The organism is Yersinia sp. FDAARGOS_228, from assembly GCF_002073315.2.
Taxonomy (GTDB): domain Bacteria; phylum Pseudomonadota; class Gammaproteobacteria; order Enterobacterales; family Enterobacteriaceae; genus Yersinia; species Yersinia intermedia.
On sequence record NZ_CP020409.2, the window covers coordinates 4482090 to 4493986 of the forward strand.

Consider the following 11897-nt stretch of genomic DNA (forward strand, 5'->3'; position numbering starts at 1 on the left):
CAAAAGACTGATACGCCACAGCATCCAGTCATAAAAAAGAGGCGAGTAAAGGCGGACGATACGCCATAAACGTACGACAGCAAAAAAGCTGAATAGTATTAACTATAGCCCAAAGGAGAAATTAAGGATCAGGGCATAAAAGGAGAGAAATAAATCAAAAGGTTACATTACTGACAGGTACTGGAATTTAAATACCTGCTGCTTTGCCACTATTACACAGACTGTCAGTAATCACCCCATACTTTTAAAAACTAGAGGTTGTCTTGAAATTTTCGCGCTTTGGCTGTTTGCTGTTTCTCTAACTCAAAAATAGCGCGTTGCAGCCCTTTTTCTTGCATGGGACTTAAGCGAGGGAATTTAAAACTCAAGCGTTGAACGGTGAGGGTTTCACCCTTGTTATTTACGACCTGTTTATCGATGGCACGGATAAATTGCAGATCCAGCTTAAAAACACCAAAGCTACCTAAATCCACTGAGACATCCTGTAAAATACCGCATTCCTGAAGGGGGAACTCACTGCCCTTCACTGCATACAACCCCATGCCACCCAGAGAAATATCACCCAACATATACGAGAATTTACTGCCATCAGAGAATTTGCCAGAACAATAATAGGGAGGCCACTGAGGAATGTTTACCCGAAAATACTCCCGCCGTTGAATGAAGTAAAGCTGCTCAGGAATGGCCGCACTAAAAGCAGGTAATGATAAATATTTTATGCTTTTCAGTTGATTAAAGGTAAATTCAATTTTTGCGCCAGTGGGTTCTGCAATAATAGTCAATTGGTTGGCTGCAAGGGCCAGTGTGTTCTCATGTTCTACACTGCCAAAATCAAAAATAAACTGATTCGTCTCAGGTACCACATCCAGAATACGGCTGATAAATTGTCCACGGGCATGGATAACCATCACTGCGGTATCGTTCTTCTTTAAATCTCGAAGAATTGCACAGATCGCTAATTTATTCGTTTTAACAAAATTCTCTTTAGACGTTTCGCTCACCGGCCATTCCCCATCATTAATTTATTGCTCTGGCTGCCCAGATTATTTTTAATAAGCATATAAATATCAGGATGATTATCGGCAGATGTTTGAATTACTTTAATTATTTTTATATAAATCTGATCATTTAAACTATATCTCATAGATTTCAAGGTGTAAGAAATCCACATAGGCTTTGAATGGTGGCTATCTCAAAGGGCATCTGCAAGATTAAATGATTGATTAGTGCATTAATCCTTTTACTTGGTAGATTAATGCACCAGAAGAGATATCAATAACCCTAGCCCGGTAATAAACTCCCCAAACCAATAAACAGCCCGGCAATAGTAGCGCTCATCAGATTAGATAGTGTCGCCGCCAGCAGTGCACGGAATCCTAAGCGCGCAATTTCAGAGGCTCTCTCAGGTGCTACGGCACTGAAAGCACCTACCACTACAGCAATTGAGCCAAAATTGGCAAAACCACACAACGCAAAAGAGATAACGGCAATCGTTTTTACATCTAACGTCGCGATGGTTTCTTTCAGATAAGGAGAGAAACTCAGATAGGCTACAAACTCGTTAATCGCTAATTTCTGGCCGATAAAACCACCCGCCAGTGAAGCATGTTCCCAGGATACGCCCATAATATAAGCCAGAGGCGAGAACACATAGCCAAGGATACTTTCCAGACTGAGGTGTTCGAAACCAAAGATGCCGCCAATTCCGCCAATAATGCCGTTAATTAACGCAATCAATGCAACAAATGCCATCACGACAGTGGCAACCCCAACGGCAATTTTTAACCCCAGCATGGCACCGCTGGCTGCGGCTTCGATAATACTGGCAGGACGTTTGTCACTGAATGTCATCTCATTGAATTCAACTTTTGACTCTTCTGTCGCCGGGCTGATAATACGCGCAAATAATATCCCGCCAGGGATAGCCATTAACGAAGCAGCCAACAAATATTCAATCGGAACCCCTAACCCTGCATAGCCTACCAACATAGAACCCGCGATGGATGCCATACCGCTACAGATGACGGTAAACAGTTCATTGCTGTTCATCTTATTAATAAAGGGTTTAACGACTGCGGGGATCTCATTCTGACCAAGGAAGATGGTGGTGACGGCGGCAAATGACTCTACTTTACTGATACCGAGTAACTTTTGAAATATAGACCCAAGAATATTAATCAACCATCCCATAATGCCAAGATAGTAAAGAATAGAAATTAATGAAGTGATGAAAATAATGGCCGGCAAAACATGGAAAGCAAAGACAAAACCTGCACCGTCAAATAACTCATTCATTTTTGGGCTAACTAAACCGCCAAAAATAAATGCGCTACCCGCATCACTATACGAAATGACTCTATTCACTGTATTAGCAATAGAAGAGATAAACCACTTCCCAGCAGGGACATAGAGCATGACTGCACCCAATGTTATCTGTAACAATAATGCAGCCCCTACGGTCCGTAATCTTATCTTTCTTTTATTTACTGAAAAAACATAGGCGATAAACAATAAGATGCATATCCCCGCCAAACTACGCAATAAATCCATAAATCCCCCGAAGTACCTCGAAGTTACTATATAGATAGCTCATGCTCGAAAAGGTGCCCCTCGGACAACAAATGTGTCAGGGCACCTCAAAGATATGAGCAAGTATTTTGTAATAAGGGCAATATTTAAAGCGTGTTACTGTTCTTTATTAAATAATGCTCTGATATGAGCAGGCAATTTTGGCGGCTAATTGCGCATTATTAAATACCAACTGTATATTAGCGTTTAAACTGTCACCGCCAGTTAATTCAGCCACCCTCGCCAACAGGAATGGTGTACTTTCTTTACCGATAACCCCCTGCTCTTCTGATTCTGTTACTGCCTGATCGATGGCAGCATTGATCATCCCTTCTGATAATGCGTATTGTGGTGGAATTGGGTTGGCGACAACCATTCCTCCGCGCAGGCCCATACTCCATTTGGCGTTCATTGCTGCCGCAATTTGCTCAGCACTGTCTAAGGTAATACTGACCTCAAACGGGCTGGTCCGGCAGAAGAAGGCGGGCAGTGACCGGGTCTGATAACCGATAACCGGCACCCCATTAGTTTCCAGATATTCCATGGTTAGACCTAAGTCCAAAATAGATTTAGCGCCGGCGCAAACCACAGTCACATTAGTTTTCGCCAATTCCTGTAAATCGGCTGAAATATCAAATGTGGTGGCCGCACCACGGTGTACACCACCAATACCACCGGTCGCAAAAACCTTAATCTTCGCCATTTCTGCAATAATCATGGTGGAAGCCACTGTTGTGGCACCATGTTGCCCATTTGCTACTACAAAAGGCAAATCACGGCGACTGACTTTCATAATGCTATGGCCTTCTTTGCCCAGCAATTCTATTTCGTCACGGGATAGACCCGCTTTCATCCGGCCGTTTATAACGGCAATAGTGGCAGGAACGGCTCCATTCTCACGAATTTTCTGCTCTACCAATAACGCTGTTTCTACATTTTGTGGATAAGGCATCCCATGAGAAATAATGGTAGATTCTAATGCGACGACGGCTTTATTTTGCGCCAAAGCCTGTGCAACCTCTGGTGATATATCTAAATAAGATTGTGCCATTGCGTTATTTATCATGGTTGTAATTCCAATAGTTTTTTAACACTGCCATTTGACAGATTGGGGTTATTGGTCAGTTCCGAAGAGAGCGTTAATGCTGAACACCCTTGAGCAAAACGGATACTCTCAGCAAATTCCATATCATCCAGCCAGCAACTTGCTAACCCAGACATCATGGCGTCTCCGGCACCGGTGACATTCACAATGTTAATATTCAGTGGTAATGACCAACCAACCTGGCCGTCAATTTCACTGAAGTAAACGCCCTCTTTGCCCATACTTAATGCCAGGCGCTGGACACCTTGCTGATGAAACCATTGTGCTACCGTCGGAATATCATCATGGCTATTAATTTTTATGCCACTGAGTATTTCAGCTTCCAGACGATTAGGTTTTAACGTGTGAATATGGGATAACCAGTTCTTAATTCTGGGCGCTTTGAAAGCCGAGACAGTATCGACGAATACCGGCACATTACCGGCATTGGTAAATATCCATGAGAGGGCCTCTTCGGTTAAATTACAATCAACGACTAATATTCCAGCGTGTTGAATTATCTCCTTAGTGGTCGCTAATAATGACGGCGTTAGTTTTTCTAATATGCGCATATCATTAATTGCCACTAACATTTCGCCACCGTCATCAAGTAACGAGACATAAGTAGAGGTATTTTCGCCGTGTAAACTGTGGCAATTACTGACATTAACACCGGCGCGTTTAGCTTCATCAATCAGGGTCGCGCCATAAAAATCATCACCCACCACCGAGATGAGATGGCACTCCTTGCCTAATAGCGCGATATTTTCAGCAATATTTCGCCCAACACCGCCTGGGGTGCATTTTATCTTCCCCGGATTAGAATCTTCATAAATGAGCTTGCTGGCTGCATAACCACAAACATCCATATTTACCGAGCCAACCACCACCACATAACTGTGCTCTGATAATATATATCCCTTCCCTTTGATATAACCTTTTTGCATCAGATTCATAATGTGACCCGCAACACCCGAGCGACTAATGCCTAGAATATCGGCAATCTCTTGCTGGGGGATCAATGGATCTCGTCTCAGAAGCTGCAATATTTGTTTTTCTCGGCTGGTCATAATGGACACTTGTTTGTTTTTAAACATGTGCTTGTTTTATTATTTTGCCGAAATAGAGTAAAGCGTATTTTATTACTCTATAGCAAAGTTGAGAGAACGATCGTAAGCGTGTTTTCAAGCAGTTACAGCACTTTTTCTGTGATGCAACTCAAGTTATTCCGATGGAAAAATAAGTTTTAAATAGTGATATTCCGATAAGAAGAATATTCCACTAAAAATAAAGATAGATAATCAAGAGGATAACAATACACGCAGAAGCAACCCAACAAGTGTTTGGTTATCTATTTTTAGGCAGGTAAATTGATGAATAGCCATAAACACGTTACATTGAATAATGATCTATTTCACAATTAAAGACGTATGCTTAACTGGGGGAATTAACCAGAGAGAAAAATAAAACGACATCAGCAGCAGCCAGATGTCGCTTTACTGTTCATATTTCTATCAAACGTAAATCAACTACGCACTAAATCGTCGCCATAGCCAATCCACTTATAGGTTGTCAACGCATCTAACCCCATCGGGCCACGTGCATGAAGTTTTTGCGTACTCACAGCGACCTCGGCCCCCAAACCAAACTGCCCACCATCGGTAAAGCGGGTACTGGCATTGACATAAACCGCCGATGAATCCACCGCGCGGACAAAATGTTCAGCACTACTGAGTGAGCGGGTCAAAATAGCGTCAGAATGGCTGGTACCATGCTCGCGAATATGGTCGATGGCAGCATCAATATCAGTAACGATATCCACGTTCAGATCCAGTGATAGCCATTCATCGTCGTAATCTGCTGCTTCAACGGCCACCACCTTGGCCTTACCTTGCGCCAGATATGGCAGCGCCTGCGGGCTGGCATGCAGTGTCACGCCAAAGGCATGCATTCGGGTACTGAGTACTGGCAGGAAGCGCTCAGCAATGGCCTGGTGAACCAGCAAAGTTTCTAATGAGTTACATGCACTTGGCCGCTGAATTTTGGCGTTTTCAATCACCAACAACGCTTTCTCAACATCAGCACTTTCATCAACAAAGGTATGGCAAACCCCAATACCACCAGTAATGACCGGAATGGTTGATTGCTCACGGCACAGTTTATGTAAACCCGCGCCACCGCGTGGAATCAACATATCGACATAGCGGTCCATACGCAGTAACTGATTAACCAATTCCCGATCCGGGCTTTCAATCGCCTGCACTGCCGCTGCGGGTAAACCGCATTGCTCCAGCGCCTGTTGGATAACCTTCACTGTTGCCTGATTAGTGTGATGAGTCTCTTTCCCGCCCCGCAAAATCACGGCATTGCCGGTTTTCAAGCAGAGGCTGGCGACATCAATCGTAACGTTAGGTCGGGCTTCATAAATGACACCAATCACCCCCAGAGGCACACGGCGGCGTTCCAGCTTTAAGCCGCTGTCGAGTAGGCTGCCATCAATAACGCGCCCCACAGGGTCATTCAGGCGGCATACCTGACGCACATCATTAGCAATGGCGGCTAAGCGTGCCGGTGTCAATAACAACCGATCGAGCAGTGCTTCGCTCATGCCCGTATCACGTGCAGCCTGCATATCTTGCGCGTTGGCATGCAAAATAGTCTGACTTTCAGATTCCAGCAGGTTGGCTATCACTGCCAATGCCTGATTTTTCTTTGCTGTGCTCAACATCGCCAATTGCCAGGAAGCCTGTTTGGCGGCTTTCCCCATCTGTTCCAGCATGCTCATGCTCGCTCCTTAGCTGACAATCATATCGTCACGATGAACCACCACCGGGCCATATTCGTACCCGAGGATTTCACTGATTTGTTGCGAGTGATGCCCCGCTAACATGCGCAGCGCATCGCTGTTATAGCGTGATACACCGTGGGCCAAATCCCGCCCGCCAAGATTGCGGATACGGATCACTTCACCGCGGGAGAAATCCCCTTGAACATTGCGAATACCTTTGGGCAGCAGCGAACTCCCCCGTTCCATAATGGCGGCTACAGCCCCATCATCGATGGTGATTTCACCCGCTGGCGGCGCACCAAAAATCCAGCGTTTGCGGTTTTCCAGCGGTGTTTCCAGCGCATGGAAGCGGGTACCGACTGGTGTGCCATCGATCACATTCGCAATGACACCGGACTGACTGCCCGCCGCAATAATCACATCAATACCGGCGCGGCAGGCAACATCCGCGGCTTGCAGTTTAGTGGCCATACCGCCAGTGCCAAGGCCTGAGACGCTATCGCCAGCAATGCCGCGCAAAGCATCATCAATACCATGCACTTCGCGAATAAGCTCAGCTTCAGGATTGTTACGCGGATCAGCCGTGTATAACCCAGCCTGATCAGTCAATAGCAGTAGCTTATCGGCACCGGCAAGAATGGCCGCCAGTGCAGAAAGATTATCGTTATCGCCTACTTTGATTTCAGCGGTGGCGACAGCATCATTCTCATTGATTACCGGTACGATACGGTTATCCAGCAAGGCATTCATGGTGTCACGGGCATTGAGAAAACGCTCTCGATCCTCCAAATCAGCACGGGTCAGTAACATCTGACCGATGTGGATGCCATAGATGGAAAACAGTTGTTCCCAGAGCTGAATTAACCGGCTTTGCCCGACTGCGGCTAGCAGTTGCTTTGAGGCAATAGTGGCAGGCAATTCTGGATAACCCAAGTGTTCACGCCCGGCAGCAATCGCCCCGGAGGTGACAATAACAATACGATGACCTTTTGCGTGTTGCTGGGCACATTGGCGCACCAGTTCAACAATATGGGCACGGTTAAGACGACGGGAACCGCCGGTCAGAACACTCGTCCCCAATTTCACAACCAATGTCTGGCTGCCACTCATAATTTTTCTGCCATTGGAATGAATAAAAGAAACAATATATACCCAAAGTAATTGGAGTTGCAGTATGGCTGCCAGCGAACTCATCCCGATGAGCTTATTCATGTAAGATCAAACCTGATTCGGGTGAGTGAATATAACTAACAACCCTACGGCGCTAAGTACGAAGGGGATGGGTCTTTGTAGCAGGCGGGAGGCATAATGCCAACAGTCAGAATGAGAAATTCCCCCTTTTATTGTGCTAAAGGGGGAATATTCTGCTTAATTAGGTATTAACAAACTGTCTTTTAAGCAGACAGCTTAATCGGCTGCTCGCTAAAATGCTGTGCTGGTTCCAACCTCATTTCAATTGAAGTCAACATCTCAGCAAGGCGTTTATGGAAACCACGCAGCGTGGTCTCCAGTTTCTCTTGTATTTCAGGATCTTTAATCTTTTCCGCTTTCCAATTGCCTTCTTTATTAAACAGGCCAAACTGGTAAACGTAGGTAAAATGGTCTTCTGCCGGTTCCAACTCAATCCACCAGCCCCAAAACTCACGTTTCTCAGGGGCAAGCTTCACATTGACGCAAACAGCTAAACAGTCAAAGAAAAAATGGTCACTCTGGCACTGCCCTTCACGCAGATATGGTCCTAAAGCGGCAAAACGTTTCATAAGCTTACTTTTAGGATGAGCACTGGTCGACGTCATTCTTAAATCTCCTTATATAGACGATCCTTTTTAGCAAACTGTTAAAAATTAGCAACTCATTAACGCATTTTATCTTCTAACCACTGACTGGCTTGCAATAATGCACGGTGGAAATTGTCGTACAGCGGCGTTGATGATATAGGTAATAGCTTGCCATCCGCCGAGGAAGAACAAATTAACTTCGCCTCTTCTTTCGGGCTGAATGGATCATTTTCCCAGTACCCCGCCAACATAGGGGTTTGGCAACGCCGCCCCAGTAACCCCTGTGTTTTCAGCGAATAACTGTTCATTTCTGTTCTAAGCGTTTCATCTGCCGCATCAGCCATTCCCAATCGGCTGGCCATAACATCCATATACATATCTGGCACCTGGTGTTGACTGTCAGCATTACACAGAAGATGATGCACAATCGGCCCGAGACATGCCACAGCACGCACCCGCTGGGGTTCTAAATACCCCAGGCGCACCGCCACGTTGGCACCGAAACGGAAACCGAAAACACTGACCCGCTGATGATCAACCCAAGGGATACCTGGTAATGCCTGCAATACTTGCTGATGCAGATAACTGGTATCCTGCGTTAACTTCCAACGCGATGAAGCCCCCACCGATGGCATGTCCACTGTCAACATGGCTATCCCTTTCGGGGCCAGATAGTCACGGAACAATCGATGATAGTCACTTTGCAATGTATCCAATCCACCGCACATCAATACCGTTGGGAATGGCGCACTGCCGACTGTGGGCATATGCAGGAAACCCGCCAGCGTACCGCCATCTGAAATAGCAAAATTAAGCTCTTTTAGGTTATACGGCAGATGTTCAGCGGCGGCTTCATAGGCGCGGTTTGATAACACCTCGACTTGTTCGGCCAACTCATCGCCTTTCAAATGTGGATAACCCGCAATGCTGTATAAGTTGGCCGCATTTAACCAGTATTGACCGGCATTCAATGGGTCGGTCTCTTCCATGGCTTTTTGCTGCCACAGCATCCCCTGATGGGCCCACTCATAAATCCAGTTACCATTGCGATAGCCCACTACAGTATCTAGCAGTTCGTTATCGCTGTGTTCCGCCTTTGAACAGGCAATGCGTGACAACACTTCTTCGATTTCAAGAGGATCGACACCGCGCCAGGTCCATATCAAGCGGTTGATCATCCGATACCAATGGCTGGTGGTATCACCGTCCAAAGCAGAATGCACTGTCATAGGATGGTTGCAGTGAGCATGCCGCACGAGAGTTGAGGTTTCAGGATGTTTGAATTTTGGTTTAAACAGAATTTCAGAGAGGTTGGCTTGTGCCATGATAACGATAGCCTCCATAAGCCGTGATTCAGGCCCGATAAGGGCTGGTCAGATGGGGTCAAGTGTACTCATACTACGGAGAAAATGAAACGCCCGGAACTGACCAGGCGTTTAAAGCCAACTAAATTACTTACCGCTTAAAGGAGCAACAAATGTTACTGCCATGTCCCACGGCTGCTCAATCCAGGTACCCTGAGGGATATCAACCACATAGTCATCAACTAATGGGCGACCAGCAGGTTTGGCAAAAATAGTAACAAAGTGTGCTTTCGGATACATATCACGGATAGCTTTCGCAGTACCGCCGGTATCAACCAAATCATCAATTACAATAAAGCCTTCACCGTCGCCTTCAGCACGTTTCAGGACTTTAAGATCACGTTGATTATCATGGTCATAGCTAGAAATGCAAACGGTGTCTACATAACGAATACCCAGCTCACGCGCCAGAATACCAGCCGGAACTAACCCACCACGGCTTACCGCGATGATACCTTTCCATTGCTCGGCTGGCAGTAAACGCTTTGCCAGTTTGCGGGCGTGAATTTGCAACATATCCCAGGTAACGACGTATTTTTCGCTCATAAAGTGTAATCCCAGCCAGTAAAGGAGTGGCTTGCCATGTATCAGAAGGGGAAAAAAGGTTGCGCGAGATTATAGTGAGCCAGCCGGATAAAAACCAGCAATTATCGGGCTAATTAATCGGATCGAATGCGGTAATTGTGCGGCGAAACGCGCGTAATGCCGATGAAAGTGATATTCTCAAACCATCTCGCCATTCCGATGGCGGTTTGTCATTACCCCTAAAATCTTTAGTCATCAACCCGATAGCATCTCTGACATCTTCATTCTGAGGTTGCCGATATGAGCATGCTGTTACAGGAGACTTACAGTGTCTGAACTGTCTCAACTTTCGCCTCAGCCGTTGTGGGATATTTTCGCAAAAATCTGCTCCATCCCCCATCCGTCTTACCATGAAGAAGCGCTGGCGCAGCACATTATGACGTGGGCCAAAGAAAGAGGCCTGCACGCCGAGCGCGACCAGGTCGGTAATATCCTGCTGCGTAAACCTGCGACCAAAGGGATGGAAAACCGTAAGCCGGTGGCGCTGCAAGCCCATCTGGATATGGTGCCGCAGAAGAATAATGATACGGTACATGACTTTACCAAAGATCCTATCCAGCCTTATATCGACGGTGAATGGGTTAAAGCCCGTGGCACAACATTAGGTGCGGATAACGGCATTGGTATGGCTTCTGCGCTGGCCGTATTGTCTGATGACAGCGTTGAACATGGCCCACTGGAAGTGCTACTGACCATGACCGAAGAAGCCGGTATGGACGGTGCATTCGGCCTGCAACCTAACTGGCTGAAAGCCGATATTCTGATTAATACCGATTCCGAACAGGAAGGTGAAATCTATATGGGTTGCGCTGGTGGTATTGATTTCATCACCACTCTGGCCCTGAAGCGCGAAGCAGTCCCTGCAGGTTACCAAACCCTGAAATTGACCTTAAAAGGCCTTAAAGGCGGTCACTCAGGTGCGGATATCCATTTAGGTTTAGGCAATGCTAACAAGTTGCTGGCCCGCTTCCTGTTCGAACACGCAACAGATCTGGATCTGCGCGTATTGGATCTCAATGGCGGCACATTACGTAACGCTATCCCGCGTGAGGGGTCGGTGATCCTGGCGGTTGGTGCAGATAAAGTCGATCAATTGAAAAGCCTGAGTCAGGCGTATCTGGCAACGTTGAAAAACGAACTGGCTGCGGTGGAAAAAAATCTGGCACTCCTGCTTGAGCCAGTATCTACTGATGTAAAAGCGCTGACTAAAGACACACAGCAACGTTTAGTGGCATTGCTGAATGCTACGCCAAACGGTGTAATTCGCATGAGCGATGCCGTTAAAGGCGTGGTTGAAACCTCACTGAATGTGGGTGTGGTTACCATGAATGAGAACGAAGCAGAAATCATCTGCCTGATTCGCTCCCTGATCGACAGTGGCAAAGATTACGTGGTGAGCATGCTGACGGCAATTGGTCAATTAGCTGGCGCACAAACGCTACCGAAAGGCGGTTACCCTGGCTGGCAGCCGGATCCAACCTCTCCTGTCATGGCATTGGTGCGGGAAACCTACCAAAAACTGTTCAACAAAACACCGAACATCATGGTTATCCACGCCGGTCTGGAGTGTGGTTTATTCAAAAAACCTTACCCGGATATGGATATGGTGTCGATTGGGCCAACCATGACCGGCCCACATTCACCGGATGAACAAGTTCATATCGAAAGCGTTGGTCAATATTGGCAGTTGCTGACCGCACTGCTAAAAGCCATTCCAGAACGGGCATAAA

General features: G+C 46.5%; 10 protein-coding genes. 1 reads left to right on the forward strand and 9 read right to left on the reverse strand.

Features of this window, described 5'->3' with window-relative positions; genetic code table 11:
* Window positions 1-251: 251 nt before the first annotated feature.
* The 9 genes from A6J67_RS21015 to gpt all read right to left on the reverse strand — a co-directional run bounded on the left by A6J67_RS21015 (window position 252) and on the right by gpt (window position 10128).
* Window positions 252-1001, reverse strand: a complete 750-nt coding sequence (locus tag A6J67_RS21015; RefSeq protein WP_032907123.1) for a flagellar brake protein — start codon at window positions 999-1001, stop codon at window positions 252-254.
* A gap of 280 nt (window positions 1002-1281) precedes the next feature.
* Entirely contained in the window at window positions 1282-2550 is a 1269-nt protein-coding gene (locus A6J67_RS21020; protein WP_042569265.1) for a NupC/NupG family nucleoside CNT transporter, read from the reverse strand.
* A gap of 148 nt (window positions 2551-2698) precedes the next feature.
* On the reverse strand, window positions 2699-3634 hold the full coding sequence (locus tag A6J67_RS21025; RefSeq protein ID WP_032907119.1) for a pseudouridine-5'-phosphate glycosidase: 936 nt from the start codon (window positions 3632-3634) through the stop codon (window positions 2699-2701).
* Complete coding sequence (locus A6J67_RS21030; protein ID WP_230830779.1) at window positions 3631-4722, reverse strand: PfkB family carbohydrate kinase; 1092 nt, start codon at window positions 4720-4722, stop codon at window positions 3631-3633. Before A6J67_RS21030 ends, A6J67_RS21025 begins: the two co-directional genes overlap by 4 nt.
* A gap of 455 nt (window positions 4723-5177) precedes the next feature.
* Complete coding sequence (gene proA, locus A6J67_RS21035) at window positions 5178-6431, reverse strand: glutamate-5-semialdehyde dehydrogenase (protein WP_032907134.1); 1254 nt, start codon at window positions 6429-6431, stop codon at window positions 5178-5180.
* Between the two features lie 15 nt (window positions 6432-6446).
* Window positions 6447-7550 carry a glutamate 5-kinase gene (gene proB / locus A6J67_RS21040; RefSeq protein WP_050297442.1) on the reverse strand — a complete coding sequence of 368 codons (1104 nt, stop codon included), beginning with the start codon at window positions 7548-7550 and terminating at the stop codon, window positions 6447-6449.
* 284 nt (window positions 7551-7834) lie between these two features.
* Complete coding sequence (gene crl, locus A6J67_RS21045) at window positions 7835-8236, reverse strand: sigma factor-binding protein Crl (protein ID WP_050073452.1); 402 nt, start codon at window positions 8234-8236, stop codon at window positions 7835-7837.
* A gap of 59 nt (window positions 8237-8295) precedes the next feature.
* Window positions 8296-9543, reverse strand: a complete 1248-nt coding sequence (frsA, locus tag A6J67_RS21050) for an esterase FrsA (protein WP_080608415.1) — start codon at window positions 9541-9543, stop codon at window positions 8296-8298.
* 126 nt (window positions 9544-9669) lie between these two features.
* Window positions 9670-10128 carry a xanthine phosphoribosyltransferase gene (gene gpt / locus A6J67_RS21055; RefSeq protein WP_005189217.1) on the reverse strand — a complete coding sequence of 153 codons (459 nt, stop codon included), beginning with the start codon at window positions 10126-10128 and terminating at the stop codon, window positions 9670-9672.
* Window positions 10129-10435: 307 nt separating this feature from the next.
* Here gpt and pepD point away from each other — a divergent pair, with 307 nt between their 5' ends.
* Window positions 10436-11896 (forward strand): beta-Ala-His dipeptidase, encoded by a 1461-nt coding sequence (gene pepD, locus A6J67_RS21060; protein ID WP_050088846.1) that lies wholly within the window; start codon window positions 10436-10438, stop codon window positions 11894-11896.
* Window position 11897: the final 1 nt, after the last annotated feature.

Excerpts from the sequence above, each read along its gene's own strand:
- crl (WP_050073452.1), bottom strand. The coding sequence starts at position 8,236 with ATGACGTCGACCAGTGCTCATCCTAAAAGTAAGCTTATGAAACGTTTT.
- A6J67_RS21030 (WP_230830779.1), bottom strand. The coding sequence starts at position 4,722 with ATGACCAGCCGAGAAAAACAAATATTGCAGCTTCTGAGACGAGATCCA.
- A6J67_RS21025 (WP_032907119.1), bottom strand. The coding sequence starts at position 3,634 with ATGATAAATAACGCAATGGCACAATCTTATTTAGATATATCACCAGAG.
- gpt (WP_005189217.1), bottom strand. The coding sequence starts at position 10,128 with ATGAGCGAAAAATACGTCGTTACCTGGGATATGTTGCAAATTCACGCC.
- proA (WP_032907134.1), bottom strand. The coding sequence starts at position 6,431 with ATGCTGGAACAGATGGGGAAAGCCGCCAAACAGGCTTCCTGGCAATTG.
- frsA (WP_080608415.1), bottom strand. The coding sequence starts at position 9,543 with ATGGCACAAGCCAACCTCTCTGAAATTCTGTTTAAACCAAAATTCAAA.
- A6J67_RS21020 (WP_042569265.1), bottom strand. The coding sequence starts at position 2,550 with ATGGATTTATTGCGTAGTTTGGCGGGGATATGCATCTTATTGTTTATC.
- proB (WP_050297442.1), bottom strand. The coding sequence starts at position 7,550 with ATGAGTGGCAGCCAGACATTGGTTGTGAAATTGGGGACGAGTGTTCTG.